Genomic DNA, 15008 nt, shown 5'->3' with positions numbered 1-15008 from the left:
GCTCGGCTTCCCGGTACCGCCGGTTCGCTGCGCCACCGGGCCACCGCTTCGCTGCGCCGCGTAAACTATCAGGAACCCTGCCTGATAGATAGGGCGCACCGGTGTGAGCCTCCGCGCCGCCGATCTGGAAGGATCCCGGCATGCCCGCATCCCCGAGCACCGCCCGGGCCATCAACGACCGGCTCGCCCTGCGCCTGCTCCAGCAGGAGGGCCCGTTGACGGCGGGGCGGCTGAAGCAGCTGACCGGTCTGTCCCGGCCCACCGTGGCCGACCTCGTCGAACGCCTCACCGCCTCCGGCCTGATCGAGGTCGCCGGGGAGTCCGGCGAGCAGCGCCGCGGGCCGAACGCCAAGCTGTACGGCATCGTTGCCGACCGCGCCCACCTCGCCGCCCTCGACGTCCGCACCGAGGGCGTCGCCGTGCTGGTGTCCGACCTGCTCGGCCGGGTGCTCGCCGAGGGGTCCGCGCCGATCGGCGACGACGCCGGGACGGGGCCCGCGGTGGAGCGGGCGGTGGGTCTGGTCGAGCGCGCGGCGAAGGAGGCCGGCGCCGCGCGGCTGCACACCGTCGGCATCGGCGCTCCCGGCCTGATCGATCCGGCCAACGGCGAGCTGCGGGACTCCACCGGACTGCCCGAGTGGCACCGCCGGCTGGTGGCGGCGTTGCAGCAGACGTTCCCCGAGGCGCGGATCGGCGTCGAGAACGAGACCAACCTCGCCGCCCTGGCCGAGCAGCGCGACGGGGCGGCCCGGGACCGGGACACGTTCGTCCTGCTCTGGCTCGGCCTCGGTATCGGTGCCGCGGTGGTCCTCGACGGCACGCTGCGGCGGGGTGTGTCCGGTGGCGCCGGCGAGATCGGCTTCCTGCCGGTGCCGGGCACGTCGGGACTGCCGTCGGCCACCGACTGCGACGGCGGCTTCCACTCCGTGGCCGGTGCGGCGGCGGTCGTGGCCCTCGCGGCGGAGCACGGAGTGACGGCGCCGCCCGACGAGCCCGAGCGGCACGCCGCCGCGCTGGTGCGGGAGGCGGTGCGCCGGTCCGGCACCGTCCCGGCCGCCGCCCGCTTCCTCGACGCGCTCGCCGACCGGGTCGCCCTCGGGACCGCCGCCGTCGTCTCGGTCCTGGACCCCGGCTGCGTGGTGCTGGCCGGCGAGGTCGGCCGGGCCGGCGCCGACGCGCTGGCCACCCGCGTCCAGCATCGCCTCAGCCGCATGTCGCCGCTGGCCACCGAGGTGCGGCCCACCACGCTGGGCGGCGGAGCCGTCCTGCGCGGGGCACTGCTGACCGCCCGCGATCGCGCCCAGGACACCCTGTTCGCACCGCCGGAGCGGTAGTTCAGCCCCCGGAGGACCTGCACCACCACTGTGTGGAACCGGGCCGCCGCCCGCAGCACGGTCCAGCCGAGCCCCGCCTCCTGACCCCGTCGCTCGACCGCGAACTCGGAGCGGTGGTAGCCGGCACCCGGGCGACGCCGACGATCGAGAAGTGAACCGGATACCCCGCCCCGGCCCGCCGCGCCGTCGTGATCAGGTGGGCCGCCGCCTGCTCGTCACCCCCGCGCGGGCTGGACGCGCGGTGCACCACCGTGTCCACGCCGTCGAGCGCTGAAGCGCGGGTAGGCGTCCTGCACGGCGTCCTCGGCCTCGTGGGCGGCGCCCAGCATGCGGTCGGCCGGGGCGAACAGACCCGGCCGGTGGCGCTCGAACTCCTCGGCGGTCGCGGTCATCACGCGTCCCGCCCTGCCAGAAGCCCGGCGGCGAACCTCGGGAGACCCGGCGGCGGGCAAGGGCCGTCGTCACCGCCGCCGGGCCGGTCCCGCCGGGGTCAGCAGGCGCCGAGGTCCTGCCAGACGCCCCACTCACCGGTGGTTTTGGGCTCCTCGCCCTTCGTCCACCACTTGGCCCTCCACGAGTGCCCCACATGGGACACGATGACTCCACCCCCGTACGGCGTGGCCGTGTTCCAGGCCGGCGCCGCGCACGGCCCGGCGCCCGCCGCGCACGGCCCGGCGCCGTCCGTCGGGCTCGGCGCCCCGGTGCGCGTGGGCGTCGGGGCCGGTGTGTCCGTCCCGGGCTCCACCGCGGTCGTCCCCCGGGCCAGGTCGCGCGTCAGGGAGTACGTCCTCCCGCCGAACGCCACCGTCCAGTTCGACGGCGTCGACACCGGCAGGTGGCGACGGAGAGGAGGTAGTGCCTGCCGTCCGCGGCGCCCGCGCGGTCGAGCTTCTCACGCAGCGTCTTCATCAGTGCCGCGCAGCCCTCGACCGGCCCTGCCCGGCGGCCGCCCGCGAAGAACCGGCCGAGCGGGTTGCCCGCGGCCTTCGTCGTCGTCGGGTACTCGCAGTCGATGTCGACGCCGTTGAAGCCGTACGCCCGGACGAAGTCCACCGCCGAGTCCGCGAAGGTGTCGACGCCCGCCTGGTCGACCGAACCGCCGGCGTGGGCGGCCATCGAGTAGAAGCCGCCCGAGTCCACGCGGGTGCCGTCGTCGGCGAAGCAGCCGGGGTCTGTGAGCCACTCCACACACTCCGTCCGCATGGACCGCGACCGGGCGTGGCACACTGACCCTGTACCAGAAGCAGCGCACTCCGGGGTCGGTGAAAGTCCGAACCGGCGGTTACAGTCCGCGACCCGGTCGCCTCCAGCGACCGGTTGACCAGGTGAAATTCCTGGACCGACGGTTAAAGTCCGGATGGGAGGCAGTGCGCGGCGGGCGAGCACACGTGCGCGCCGCCGATCTCTGGGCTCGCCCGTTGCCGGGCGGGTCCCGTCCGGCGTCGCCCCCGGTGTCCTCGCTCGCGACGTCTGTCGCTCTCGACAGCCCCGGAGTCCGTGCCCGAAGAGGCAGGAGGACCCGGGAAGTGTTCACCGGAATCGTCGAAGAGCTGGGCGAGATCACCGCCGTCGAGACCCTCGACGACGCCTGCCGCTTCCGCCTGCGCGGCCCCGCGGTCACCGAAGGCGCACGGCACGGCGACTCCATCGCCGTCAACGGCGTCTGCCTCACGGTCGTCGGCCACGAGGGTGACGAGTTCACCGCCGACGTGATGGCCGAAACCCTGAACCGCTCCAGCCTGGGCGCCCTCACCGTCGGCTCCCGCGTCAACCTGGAGCGCCCCACCGCCGTCGGCGCCCGCCTGGGCGGGCACATCGTGCAGGGCCACGTCGACGGCACCGGCGAGATCCTCGAACGCAAGCCCTCCGAGCACTGGGAGATCGTGAAGATCTCCCTGCCCGCGGACCTCGCGCGCTACGTCGTGGAGAAGGGCTCCATCACCGTCGACGGCATCAGCCTCACCGTCGTCGACGCCGGCCCCGACTTCTTCACCGTCAGCCTCATCCCCACCACCCTCGCCCTGACCACGCTGGGCCTGAAGCAGCCCGGCGACCCGGTCAACCTCGAGGTGGACGTCATCGCCAAGTACGTCGAGCGCCTGCTCGGCGCCCAGGGGGGCACCCGGTGAACTGGCTCAACTCCGAGGCGTTCACGCTCTTCGGCCAGCACATCAAGTGGTCGGACATGATCGGCAACGTGATCGGTCTGCTCGGCCTCGCGCTCGGCTGGCGGCGCTCGATCTGGACCTGGCCCGTGCAGTTCGTCTCCGGGCTCGTCCTCTTCACGGCCTTCGCCACCGCCCACCTCTCCGGCAGCGCGGGCAAGCAGGTCGTCGTCATGATCGTCGCCACCTGGGGCCTGTGGCAGTGGAACCGCGGCCGGCGGCAGACCCAGGACGGCTCCATCGCCGTCCGGTTCGCCACCTGGCGCGAACGCGGCGCCCTGGCCGCCGCCGCGGCCGTCGGCACCCTCGCGGTCGGCGGCCTGTTCACCGCCTACCCGACCCTGTCCTGGGACCCCTGGCCGGACGCGTACATCTTCGTCGGCACCGTCGTCGCCATGTACGCCCAGGCCCGGGGCATGGTCGAGTTCTGGTTCGCCTGGCTACTGGTCGACCTGGTCGGCGTCCCGCTGAACTTCGCCAACGGCTTCGCCTTCTCCGGCTTCGTCTACGTCATCTACGGCGCGCTCGTCCTGTGGGGCCTGCGCGACTGGTGGCTGCGCTCCCGCACCGCGGCGCGGCCCGTCCCGGAAGGAGCGCCCGCATGAGCACGGCACCCGTCCTCTACAGCACCGACGGCCCCGAGGACCTGCTCCTCGACCCCGTCGAGCAGGCCGTCGCCGACATCGCCGCCGGCCGCCCGGTCGTGGTCGTCGACGACGAGAACCGCGAGAACGAGGGCGACCTCGTCATCGCCGCCGAGAAGGCGACCGAGGAGATCGTCGCCTTCATGATGAGCGAGTGCCGCGGCCTGATCTGCGCCCCCATGGAGGGCGGTGAACTGGACCGGCTCCGCCTCCCGCAGATGGTCGACGACAACACCGAGTCGATGAAGACCGCCTTCACGGTCTCGGTGGACGCCACCGCCGCCCACGGCGTGAGCACCGGCATCTCCGCCTCCGACCGCGCCACCACCCTCCGGCTCCTGGCGAGCGGCACCGCCGAACCGGACGACCTGGTCCGCCCCGGCCACATCTTCCCGCTGCGCGCCCGTACCGGCGGCGTCCTGGTCCGCAACGGCCACACCGAGGCCGCCGTCGACCTCGCCCGCCTCGCCGGCCTGCGACCGGCCGGCGCCATCGTCGAGATCGCCGGCGAGGACGGGCGCATGCTGCGCCTGCCCGAGCTGATCCCGTTCGCCCGCAAGCACGGCCTGACGATCATCTCCATCGAGGACCTGATCGCCTACCGCCGCAGCGAGGAACCCACCGTCCGCCGCGAGGCCGAGGTCCACCTGCCCACCCGGCACGGCGCGTTCACGGCGTACGGCTACCGCTCCACCGTCGACGGCGTCGAGCACGTCGCCCTCGTGCACGGCGAGTTGGGTGACGGCGCGGACGTCCTGGTCCGCATCCACTCCGAGTGCCTCACCGGCGACGTCTTCGGCTCCCAGCGCTGCGACTGCGGCCCCCAGCTCGACGCCTCCCTCGACCGTATCCAGGCCGAGGGCCGGGGCGTCGTCGTCTACCTGCGCGGCCACGAGGGACGCGGCATCGGCCTGATGTCCAAGCTGCGCGCCTACGAACTCCAGGAGCGCGGCCGGGACACCCTCGACGCCAACCTGGAACTCGGCCTGCCCGCCGACGCCCGCGACTACGGCGCCGGCGCCCAGATCCTCCGGGACCTCGGCGTGCGCGCCGTCCGCCTGATGACCAACAACCCGGACAAGAGCGACGCCCTGGAACGGCACGGCATCGAGGTCACCGGCCGCGAACCGATGCCCGTCCAGGCCGGCGAGCACAACCTCCGCTACCTGCGCACCAAGCGGGACCGCATGGGACACGACCTGCCCTGGCTGGACACGACCCCCGTGTCCACCTGCGGCAACCAGTAAGCAAGGACTCCAGGAGAGACATGAGCGGCAAGGGCGCACCGGACCTGTCCGTACGCAACGTGGGGGACCTGCGGGTCGCCGTCGTCGCGGCGCAGTGGCACGACAAGGTGATGGACGGACTGGTGGACGGCGCGCTGCGCGCCCTGCACGAGCTGGGCATCGACGAGCCGACCCTGCTCAGGGTGCCCGGCAGCTTCGAGCTCCCGGTGGTCGCCAAGGTCCTCGCGGGCCGCGGCTACGACGCGATCGTCGCCCTCGGCGTGGTCATCCGCGGTGGCACCCCCCACTTCGACTACGTGTGCCAGGGCGTGACCCAGGGCCTCGTCCAGGTCTCCGTGGAGACCGGTGTCCCCGTCGGTTTCGGCGTTCTGACCTGCGACACCGAGGAACAGGCCCTGGACCGGGCCGGTATCGAGGGGTCCAGCGAGGACAAGGGGCACGAGGCGGTGACCGCGGCCGTCGCCACGGCGGCCACGCTCCGCTCAGTATCCGAACCGTGGCGTCAGGCCGGCCGGCACTAAGCGTAAAGTGGGCGCCACCATGTCCAAGAAGACTTTCGAGGAGCTCTTCACCGAGCTCCAGCACAAGGCCGCGAACGGCGACCCCGCCACCTCCCGCACCGCCGAGCTGGTGGACAAGGGGGTCCATGCCATCGGCAAGAAGGTCGTCGAGGAGGCCGCCGAGGTCTGGATGGCCGCCGAGTACGAGGGCAAGGACGCGGCGGCCGAGGAGATCTCCCAGCTGCTGTACCACGTCCAGGTGATGATGGTCGCCCGCGGCATTTCCCTGGACGACGTCTACGCCCACCTGTGAAGCCGGACCCCCCTCCTCCACCCCCACCACGCAAAGGAAGCCGACCTCATGCTGCGCATCGCCGTCCCCAACAAGGGTTCCCTGTCAGGCCCCGCGGGGGAGATGCTGCATGAGGCCGGCTACCAGCAGCGCCGCGAGTCCAAGGAACTGCGCGTCGTCGACCCGACGAACGAGGTCGAGTTCTTCTACCTGCGCCCCCGCGACATCGCGATCTACGTCTCCTCCGGCCGGCTCGACATCGGCATCACCGGCCGGGACCTGCTGGTCGACTCCGGCGCCGAGGCCGAGGAGATCCTCCCGCTCGGCTTCGCCCGCTCCACCTTCCGCTTCGCCGGCAAGCCGGGCACCGCGAACGGCGTCACCGACCTCGAGGGCCGCACCGTCGCCACCTCCTACGAGGGCATCGTCGCGGCCTACCTGGCCGACCGGGGCGTCGACGCCTCCGTCGTCCACCTCGACGGAGCCGTCGAGACCGCCATCGAGCTGGGAGTCGCCGAGGTCATCGCGGACGTCGTCGAGACCGGCACCTCCCTGCGCAACGCGGGTCTGGAGGTCTTCGGCGAGCCCATCATGACGTCCGAGGCCGTGGTGGTCCGCCGGGCCGGCGCGGAGCCCGACGAGACCACCGAGCCCAAGGTCCAGCAGTTCCTGCGCCGCCTCCAGGGCGTCCTGGTGGCCCGGACGTACGTGATGATGGACTACGACTGCCGCGTGGAGCAGCTCGAGAGGGCCGTCGCGCTCACCCCCGGTCTGGAGTCCCCGACCGTCTCCCCGCTGCACAACGAGGGCTGGGTCGCCGTCCGCGCGATGGTCCCCGCCAAGGAGGCGCAGCGGATCATGGACGACCTGTACGAGATCGGTGCCCGGGCCATCCTGACCACGGCCATCCACGCCTGCCGTCTCTGAGTACGACCCGGAGCGACGCCATGCCCGACACCACACCGGACCTGCCCGCCCTGCCGGTGACCTTCCGCCCGGGGCGCACCCGTGCGGTCCTGACCGTCCTCGCCGTGATCACCTTCGCGGCGATCACGGCGGTCGGCATGCTGCTGGAGGGACTCGGCGCGGGGGAGCGCCTCAGCTTCGCGCTGACGGCCCTCCTCCTCGCCGGGGTCCTGTGCCTGCTGGCCCGGCCCCGGGTCACCGCCGACGAGGCGGGCGTCACCGTCGTCAACCTCACCAACAAGCGGCGCCTCGCCTGGGCCGAGATCCTGCGGGTCAACCTCCGGCAGGGCGACCCCTGGGCCTTCCTCGACCTCAGCGACGGCACCAGCCTGCCCGCCCTCGGCATCCAGCCGGGCATCGCCCGGCAGCGCGCCATCCAGGACGCGCGGGCCCTGCGCGCCCTGGTCGAGGCCCGTTCCACCGCCGCCCCCGAGGGGCCCCGCGACTGACGCGGGAGCGGCGCCCCTGCCGCAGGCGCCCTTTTCCTGATTAATCTGGGAACGACGACGCGGCCGCCGCGTCCTCACCCCTGTCGCTCCGCCCGGGGCGCGGGGGTTCCTGCTACCCGAGGAGTGACCCCCTCCGGCGATGGACGGATCGTCCTGCAGTACCTGCGCCGCCCCCTGCTGTGACTCCCCCCAGGCGGCGGTATCATGACCACCCCCCTGCTGCTCCTGGCAGCCGCGTTCCTGCTCATCCTCGCCAACGGCTTCTTCGTCGCCGCCGAGTTCGGCCTGGTGACCGTCGAACGTCCGGACGCCGAACAGGCCGCCGCCGACGGCGACCGACGCGCCCGCCGGGTCGTCGAGTCCCTCGGGGAGCTGTCCTTCCAGCTCTCCGGCACCCAGCTCGGCATCACCCTCACCTCCCTCGTGGTCGGCATGCTCGCCGAACCGGCGCTCGCCCGGCTCCTGGACCGCCCGTTCACGGCGACCGGCATCCCCGACGGCGCCGTACCCGGCGTCGCGGTCGTCGTCGGCATGCTGCTGGCCTCGGCGGTGCAGATGGTGATCGGCGAGCTGGTGCCCAAGAACTGGGCGGTCTCCCGGCCCCTGCAGGTCGCGCGCTTCGTCGCGGGCCCGCAGCACGCCTTCGCCCGGCTGTTCCACCCGGTGATCGCCGCGCTGAACGCCGTCGCCAACCGCCTGGTCCGCGCACTCGGCATCGAACCGGCCGAAGAGCTGGCCTCCGCCCGCACCCCCGGCGAACTGGTCTCCCTGGCCCGGCACTCCGCCCGGGCCGGCGCACTGGAGCAGGACACCGCCGACCTCTTCGTACGGACCCTCTCGCTGGGCGGACTGACCGCGCAGCACGTCATGACCCCGCGCGTGAAGGTCAGCTCCCTGCACGCGTCGGCCACCGCCGAGGACGTGGTCAACCTGACCCGCGCCACCGGCCTGTCCCGCTTCCCCGTCTACCGGGGAAAGATCGACGAGATCGTCGGCATGGTCCACCTCAAGGACGCCCTCGCGGTCCCCGCGCACGACCGGCTGCGCACTCCCGCGAGCCGCATCGCCCGCCCGGCGCTGCTCGTCCCCGAGACGCTGCCCGTCCGGCCCCTGCTCACCCGCCTGCGCAGCGAGCAGCCCATCGCGGTCGTCGTGGACGAGTACGGCGGCACGGCCGGCGTCGTCACCCTGGAGGACATCGTCGAGGAGATCGTCGGCGAGGTCCGCGACGAGCACGACGGCCTCGACGTCCCCGAACTCGCCGCCGCCCCGCCCGAGGACGGCCGCCCCGCCTGGGACGTGGACGGCAGCTGCCGCGTCGACGCCCTGCGGCGCATCGGCCTCGAGGCCCCGGAAGGGCCGTACGAGACGGCGGCCGGTCTGGTCGCCGGTCTGCTCGGCCGCATCCCGGCCGTCGGAGACCGGGCGGAACTGCCCGGCTGGCGGCTCTCGGTCCGCCAGGTCGGCCACTACCGCGCCGAGCGGATACGACTGGTGCGCACGGCGCCGGCGTCCGTGCTGGAGGCCGCCCGATGAGCGTGCTGCAACTCCTCTTCGCCGCGCTGCTCGTCCTCGCCAACGGCTTCTTCGTCGGCGCCGAGTTCGCGCTCGTCTCGGTGCGCCGCAGCCAGATCGAACCCCTCGGCACCGCCCGCTCCCGGCAGGTGCTGTACGGGCTGGAGCGGCTGCCGCAGATGATGGCCGCGGCACAGTTCGGCATCACGGTCTGCTCGCTGACGCTCGGCGCGGTCGCCGAGCCGACGGTCGCCCGTCTGCTGGAGCCGGTCTTCGGGTGGATGCACCTGCCGCACGGCGTGATCCACCCGCTCGGCTACGTCATCGCACTGGCCGCCGTGGTCTTCTGCCACCTCGTCATCGGCGAGATGGTCCCGAAGAACCTCGCGATGGCCGCCCCCGAGAAGACCGCGCTGTGGCTGAGCCCCGGCCTGGTCGCCTTCGCCCGCCTCTGCCGGCCGGTCACCGTCGCGCTCGGCGCCTGCGCCCACGGCATCCTGCGGTTGTGCCGCGTCGAGCCCAAGGACGAGATCGAGGCCGTCTTCACCAGCGAACAGCTCAACCGGCTGGTGGAGGACGCCGGCCAGGCCGGCCTGCTCGACCCGGAAGAGCAGGAACACCTCGAGGACGCCCTGGAACTGGGCTCCCGTCCCGTGACGGACGTGCTCCTCGGCCGGGAGTCGCTGGTGACGGTCAGCCCGTCGGTCACCCCGGGCGAGATCGTCGGTCTCACCGCCCGCACCGGGTACTCGCGCTTCCCGGTGGCGGTCGACAAGGGCGCCTTCATGGGCTATCTCCACGTCAAGGACGTCCTGGACCTGGAGGACTCGGACCGGGCCGTCCCGCAGCACCTCTGGCGCCCGATGACGACCCTCCGCCCCGAACTGCCCCTCGACGACGCCCTCACCGTGATGCGCCGCGCCGCCACCCACCTGGCCCAGGTGACGGACGCGTCGGGGAGGGTGCTGGGCGTGGTCGCCCTGGAGGACGTACTGGAGCTGCTGGTGGGGGAGGTACGGGACCCGGCCCACCGGGAGGTGACGCTGGCCACCTAGCTCCGGACTCAGGGCGCCGGCGGGTCCTGCGGCCCCCTTCCCGAGAGCACCTCCCCGTAGGCCTGCATGAGATCGGGCAACCGCAGGGTGGCCAGGTCGTCCCGCGTCAGCGCCCCGGGGTACACCGACAACCGCAGGTCCCGGTACGCGCAGCTCTTCTCGTAGAGCGTCCGCAGGAACCGCCCGTTCCCCAGCTCGTCGATCCAACCCTGGTCCACCACGTGCCCGGCGACGGAACGCAGCTCGTCGAGCGCCTCCTCGTCCCACACGTCGCCGTTCTCGGCCGCGAGCACCTCACCGATCGAGGTGAGTTCCAGCGGCCGGTACGACGGGAAGTCCACGCGGGTCGTGAAACGGGAGGACAGCCCGGGGTTGGCGGCCAGCAGCCGGTCCATGCCCTCCGGATAGCCGGCGAGGATGACGACGAGGTGGTCGCGGTTGTCCTCGGCCCGCTTCAGCAGGACCTGGAGCGCCTCGTCGCCGTAGGCGTCGCCCTTGCCGTAGCCGGAGTTGGACAGGGAGTACGCCTCGTCGACGAAGAGGACGCCGCCCAGCGCGGAGTCGATCAGTTCGTTGGCCTTCACGGCGGTCTGGCCCAGGTACTCGCCGACCAGGTCGGCCCGCTGCGCCTCCACGAGGTGGTCACCGCCGAGCAGGCCGAGGGCGTAGAAGACGCGGCCCAGGATGCGGGCCACGGTGGTCTTGCCGGTGCCGGAGGGGCCGGAGAAGACGAAGTGCCGTTTGGGCGGCTGGACCGGGAGGCCCTGCCCGGCCCGCAGCCGCGCCATGTTGAGCTGCGCGGACAAGGCCTTGACCTGCCGCTTCACCGGCTCCAGGCCCACCATGCGCTCCAGCTCGGCGAGCGCCTCCTCCAGCAACGCGGGGTCGGTGGGCCCGGTGGGGAGCGAGGGGACCGGCCCGTCGGCCTTCTCGCGCACCGCCGGACCGGTCAGCGGGGGCAGCGGGGCGGCCGGCGAGGGCTGGGGCACGGAGAGCTTGAGGTCGCGTTCCTCGGCGCCGAAGAGCGGGTCGAGTCCGTCGGTGCCGTCCAGGCAGTCCGGTCCCGTACCGGGCTGGGCGAGCCCGGCGAGGTCGGCCGTGTCGTCGTAGCCGTCCCCCTCGGCGATCGCCGCCAGCCGGGCCGATGTGTCCATGAAGGCGGGGTCGACGCGGTGCACGGCCCGGTACAGCGGGAGCGCCGCGGCGCTGCGGCCCGTCCCCTCGTGGGCCCGCGCCAGCCAGTAGCGCAGCTCCTTGCGCTGCGGCTGCTCGCTGCGGCACCGCATGAGGGCCGCCGACAGCAGCGGCTCGGCCTGCCCGTACATCTCCAGCCGCACCCGCGCCATGCCGCTGAACAGGCCGGCCTCGATCCCCAGCAGGGGATCGCCGAGCAGCGGGTCGGTGTGCCGCACGAGCTGCTCCCAGTCCTTGACCAGGTAGGCGCGGCAGGCATGCAGGAAGCGGACCTGGGGATCGGCGTCCACGGGCGGCAGCCCGGCCAGGGCCCGGTCCAGCTCGGGGACGTGGCGGCCGTCCAGCCAGTGGGAGGCGTGCGCCAGCAGCAGATCGCGGGGGTTCTCCAGCACGGGTTGCACCCACCAGCCCAGCCAGTACCAGGAATTGAGCGTCCGGCGGTGGCGGGCACGCTGCTCACCGAAGCGGTCCCGGTGCCGGAACATCCGGAGCAGCGCGTTGGTGGTGTCCACGCGCAGCGCGTGCAGGCCCAGCCAGCCGTCGGCCATCGCGGGATCGATGCGGACCGCGGCCCGGAACTCCTCCTCCGCCTGCGGATAGGCCCCCATGGTGTAGGCGTCCACGCCGCGCAGCCAGGCGAGGTCGGCCGGGGCCTGAGGGCCCCGTGTGCCCAGATCCATCCCGTCCCCCACGTACCGTGCCCCCGTCGGTATGCCGTCGAGCCGTCGCCCGCCGACCGCCTCGGTCAACGGCTCCGCCGCGGACCGGAGTTGCGAGGTGCGCGCGGCAGAAGCCCGTAGGTCGCACCGAGGGGCATCGTACCCGCGGTGGTCTTTCCCCCGAAGGGTGCCGGGGCAGGCCGTTCCGCGAGGTGGGGGCGGACGGGACGCGTACGAGCCGGTGACCGAGGGTGACCGGATCGCGCCGAGGAGCAGCCGGGAAGCGCTCTCAGGGCAGAACGAAGCCCCCGATCACGGGGGAACAACCGGGGGCTTCGCGTCTGCCGGCGGCTCCGAAGGGCCGCACATCCAGAACGTATGACCTGTACGGCCCCTGGGTCAAGCGCAGTTGGGGCGCCCCGGCGCGTTGTCACGGAGGGGTCTTCACACGTTCAACACATTGCGGAGGGCCCGTCACCCTGCGTGAGGAAGGGGGCTTCGGAGGTGGTTGCCGCGGGTCCCGGGAGTACCTCGTACCCCGCCTCGCTCTGGCGTACCAGAAGATGTGCGAAGGGGCGCGAGGGGTCGTGGGCGAAGTGCCGGCGCTCCGCCGGGATCCACCCGTCCCAGAAGGCCCCCTGCTCCACTCCGTCGCGCGCCCGTCCGCGCGCCCATGCCTCCTCGCGCGGCAGCTCCATCCAGATCAGCCGGGCCAGGCGGGGGCGCAGCGCCTCGCGGCCCGCGCCCACGCCCTCGACCAGAACCACCGGGGCGGGCGGCAGCGGGCGGGGCGCTCCGAAGTGCCGGGTCCGCCAGTCGTAGGGGGCGTAGTACGCGGTGTCACCGCGCTCCAGGGGCTCGATCACCTGGCTCAGCAGCCGGCCGGTCCAGTCGAACAGCGCGTCGTGACTGGCGATGTCGTCGAGGCGCAGCACCGGGGCGCCGCCCAGCTCGGTGGCCAGCCGCCCGGTGAACGTGGATTTCCCGGAGCCGGCATGCCCGTCGATGCCGACCAGGCGCACGGGGCCGCAGGAGGGAGGAAGCCGGCGGAGCAGGGCGGCGAGGTCGTGGATGGCGGGTCCCGGGCTGCGCGAAGGGGCGGGCGACGGCCCCCGTACTCTAACCGCGCCCGCGCGGTGCCCGCGCCACGCCACTGGTCGACACCCATGTTCATGGCGTGGCGTCCGCGGAAGTGCTGGCAGGACCGGGTCCCCGCGGTCATAGTTGGCGCACAGCCGTGCTACGGACCCGCCCGACTCGGACACCTGGGGGTCTTCCACCCATGAGCAGAGCCGAACAGCCGTCCCGCAGGACCGTCCTGGCCGCAGCCGTCGCCACCGCCGTGGCGGCCGGCGCGGTCCCGGCCACCGCCCACGCCTCGCCCGTCGGGGGCGGCGGCCCGGCGGACCGCGACCGCACCCCCTCCCGACAGGTCGACCACCGCGCCTGGACCACGTTCCGCGACTGGCGGCGAGGGACCGCGGAAGGCGCCCGTCCGGTCGCGGGCGCCCGGCCCGGTGTCGCGATCGGTGCCCCGGCCGGCACCGCCGACTACGCCGACCCGCACACCGGCAGGGCCGCCACCTGGGAGTACGCGACCTGGACCTCGCCCGTCCACCGCCTCGCCGTGCCCTCCACCGAGGTCATCGCCTCCTGGAACGCGCACACCCCGGGCGGCACCTGGCTGCAGGTCGAGCTCAAGGGCCGCTACTCCGACGGCACGGACACACCCTGGTACGTGATGGGCCGCTGGGCGGCCGGTGACGGCGCCCAGGACATCCGGCGCACCTCGGTCGACGACCAGGGTGACGGCAGGAGCAGCGTCTGGACGGACACCTTCGCCATCGACGACGCGTCGACGGGCCTGCGTCTGACCTCCTACCGGCTCCGGCTCACGCTGTACCGCCGTCCCGGGACGAGGTCGACCCCCACCGTCTGGCGGCTCGGCGCCATGGGGTCGGACATCCCGGACCGTTTCACCGTCCCGGCCTCCGCCCCCGGCCTCGCCCAGGAACTGCGCGTCCCGCGCTACTCGCAGGAGATCCACAAGGGCCGGTACCCTGAGTACGACAACGGCGGCGAGGCCTGGTGCAGCCCCACCTCCTCGCAGATGGTCATCGAGTACTGGGGCGGCCGGCTCTCCCAGGAACAGCTCGCCTGGGTCGATCCCGCGTACACCGACCCGCAGATCTGTCACGCGGCCCGGTACACGTACGACCACCAGTACGCCGGCTGCGGCAACTGGCCCTTCAACGCCGCCTACGCGGCCACCTTCGAGGGTCTGCAGGGCGTGGTCACCCGCCTCGGCTCCCTCACCGACCTGGAGACGCTGATCGCGGCCGGCATCCCGGCCATCACGTCCCAGTCCTTCCTGGAGGAGGAGCTGACCGGGGCCGGTTACGGCACCTCGGGACACCTGATGACCGTGATCGGCTTCACCGCCGACGGCGACGTGATCGCCAACGACCCCGCCTCGGACGACAACGAGTCCGTGCGCCGCGTCTACCAGCGGCGCGAGTGGGAGAACATCTGGCTCCGGACCAAGCGGTACGACGCCACCGGCAAGGTCGCCTCCGGTACCGGCGGCGTCTGCTACCTGTACTTCCCGGCGCACCCCGGCCCGCGCCAGCGCAAGGCGCTCGAAGCGGTGGGCGTGCGCTGACCGCGCCGCGACGACGGCCCCCCGGCACCGCTCCGACGCGGCCCGGGGGGCCGTTTGCTGTGACCAACGTCTCCGCCGCAAAAGCCGCTCACGGTGGCATGGTGGACGGCGTCACCTCGCGGGAAGCCCCCGGGGGGTGCCGGGGGGTCCACCGCACGTCGAGACCAGCGAGAAGCCATGAGCGCACACACCGCCGCAGCAGTCCGTGTCCGTACCGGCGGCCCCAAGGAGGACGGGCCGAAGATCCTCGAGCACGTCATGGGCTGGACGCTCGTCGTGGTGATCGCGATGCTGGTGGTCCAGCTGGGTCTGCTGTGACGTGATCC

16 protein-coding genes, 1 pseudogene and 1 riboswitch are annotated in these 15008 nt (G+C 73.1%); of the genes and pseudogenes, 12 read left to right on the top strand and 5 right to left on the bottom strand.

Annotated elements, in window-relative coordinates; translation table 11 throughout:
• Positions 1 to 140: 140 nt before the first annotated feature.
• The gene (locus ACVV2G_RS13455; protein ID WP_453842911.1) at positions 141 to 1334 is read left to right on the top strand and encodes an ROK family transcriptional regulator; all 1194 of its coding nucleotides are present in this window, start codon (positions 141 to 143) and stop codon (positions 1332 to 1334) included.
• Positions 1335 to 1549: 215 nt separating this feature from the next.
• On the opposite strand, the gene ACVV2G_RS13450 is transcribed toward ACVV2G_RS13455, so the two are convergent.
• From ACVV2G_RS13450 to ACVV2G_RS13440, 3 genes and pseudogenes are all read right to left on the bottom strand, one after another.
• Positions 1550 to 1726, bottom strand: a complete 177-nt coding sequence (locus tag ACVV2G_RS13450; RefSeq protein WP_453842910.1) for a hypothetical protein — start codon at positions 1724 to 1726, stop codon at positions 1550 to 1552.
• Between the two features lie 98 nt (positions 1727 to 1824).
• A complete protein-coding gene (locus tag ACVV2G_RS13445; RefSeq protein WP_453843086.1) occupies positions 1825 to 1929 on the bottom strand; it encodes a hypothetical protein in 105 nt (34 codons plus the stop codon).
• A 242-nt stretch (positions 1930 to 2171) separates the two neighbouring features.
• Positions 2172 to 2501, bottom strand: a pseudogene (locus tag ACVV2G_RS13440) (glycosyl hydrolase family 18 protein); the annotation flags it as partial.
• 77 nt (positions 2502 to 2578) lie between these two features.
• A riboswitch (FMN riboswitch) is annotated at positions 2579 to 2709 on the top strand.
• 151 nt (positions 2710 to 2860) lie between these two features.
• Between ACVV2G_RS13440 and ACVV2G_RS13435 the strand changes: the two are divergent.
• The 9 genes from ACVV2G_RS13435 to ACVV2G_RS13395 all read left to right on the top strand — a co-directional run bounded on the left by ACVV2G_RS13435 (position 2861) and on the right by ACVV2G_RS13395 (position 10167).
• Entirely contained in the window at positions 2861 to 3463 is a 603-nt protein-coding gene (locus ACVV2G_RS13435; protein WP_453842909.1) for a riboflavin synthase, read from the top strand.
• Positions 3460 to 4104 (top strand): nicotinamide mononucleotide transporter family protein, encoded by a 645-nt coding sequence (locus tag ACVV2G_RS13430; RefSeq protein ID WP_453842908.1) that lies wholly within the window; start codon positions 3460 to 3462, stop codon positions 4102 to 4104. Before ACVV2G_RS13435 ends, ACVV2G_RS13430 begins: the two co-directional genes overlap by 4 nt.
• Positions 4101 to 5390 (top strand): bifunctional 3,4-dihydroxy-2-butanone-4-phosphate synthase/GTP cyclohydrolase II, encoded by a 1290-nt coding sequence (locus tag ACVV2G_RS13425; protein WP_453842907.1) that lies wholly within the window; start codon positions 4101 to 4103, stop codon positions 5388 to 5390. The genes ACVV2G_RS13430 and ACVV2G_RS13425 overlap by 4 nt, the downstream gene beginning before the upstream one ends.
• A 20-nt stretch (positions 5391 to 5410) precedes the next feature.
• Complete coding sequence (ribH, locus tag ACVV2G_RS13420) at positions 5411 to 5911, top strand: 6,7-dimethyl-8-ribityllumazine synthase (RefSeq protein WP_453842906.1); 501 nt, start codon at positions 5411 to 5413, stop codon at positions 5909 to 5911.
• A gap of 19 nt (positions 5912 to 5930) precedes the next feature.
• Positions 5931 to 6203 carry a phosphoribosyl-ATP diphosphatase gene (locus ACVV2G_RS13415; RefSeq protein ID WP_011027788.1) on the top strand — a complete coding sequence of 91 codons (273 nt, stop codon included), beginning with the start codon at positions 5931 to 5933 and terminating at the stop codon, positions 6201 to 6203.
• A 48-nt stretch (positions 6204 to 6251) separates the two neighbouring features.
• Positions 6252 to 7109, top strand: coding sequence for an ATP phosphoribosyltransferase (hisG, locus tag ACVV2G_RS13410; protein WP_453842905.1), 858 nt, complete (start codon positions 6252 to 6254; stop codon positions 7107 to 7109).
• 20 nt (positions 7110 to 7129) lie between these two features.
• Complete coding sequence (locus tag ACVV2G_RS13405) at positions 7130 to 7597, top strand: PH domain-containing protein (protein WP_453842904.1); 468 nt, start codon at positions 7130 to 7132, stop codon at positions 7595 to 7597.
• A 204-nt stretch (positions 7598 to 7801) separates the two neighbouring features.
• Positions 7802 to 9133, top strand: coding sequence for a hemolysin family protein (locus tag ACVV2G_RS13400; protein WP_453842903.1), 1332 nt, complete (start codon positions 7802 to 7804; stop codon positions 9131 to 9133).
• Positions 9130 to 10167 (top strand): hemolysin family protein, encoded by a 1038-nt coding sequence (locus ACVV2G_RS13395; protein WP_453842902.1) that lies wholly within the window; start codon positions 9130 to 9132, stop codon positions 10165 to 10167. Before ACVV2G_RS13400 ends, ACVV2G_RS13395 begins: the two co-directional genes overlap by 4 nt.
• A gap of 8 nt (positions 10168 to 10175) precedes the next feature.
• Here ACVV2G_RS13395 and ACVV2G_RS13390 read toward each other — a convergent pair whose 3' ends face one another.
• Positions 10176 to 12041, bottom strand: coding sequence for an AAA family ATPase (locus tag ACVV2G_RS13390; RefSeq protein ID WP_453842901.1), 1866 nt, complete (start codon positions 12039 to 12041; stop codon positions 10176 to 10178).
• Between the two features lie 431 nt (positions 12042 to 12472).
• Entirely contained in the window at positions 12473 to 13093 is a 621-nt protein-coding gene (locus ACVV2G_RS13385; RefSeq protein WP_453843085.1) for a uridine kinase family protein, read from the bottom strand.
• A 209-nt stretch (positions 13094 to 13302) separates the two neighbouring features.
• Here ACVV2G_RS13385 and ACVV2G_RS13380 point away from each other — a divergent pair, with 209 nt between their 5' ends.
• Positions 13303 to 14682 (top strand): C39 family peptidase, encoded by a 1380-nt coding sequence (locus ACVV2G_RS13380; protein ID WP_453842900.1) that lies wholly within the window; start codon positions 13303 to 13305, stop codon positions 14680 to 14682.
• A 177-nt stretch (positions 14683 to 14859) separates the two neighbouring features.
• Positions 14860 to 15000, top strand: a complete 141-nt coding sequence (locus tag ACVV2G_RS13375) for an SCO1431 family membrane protein (protein WP_453842899.1) — start codon at positions 14860 to 14862, stop codon at positions 14998 to 15000.
• The last annotated feature ends 8 nt before the right edge of the window (positions 15001 to 15008 follow it).

The sequence above is a fragment of the Streptomyces sp. JK94 genome (assembly GCF_053613315.1).
This window is presented reverse-complemented; position numbering and strand designations above follow the sequence as displayed.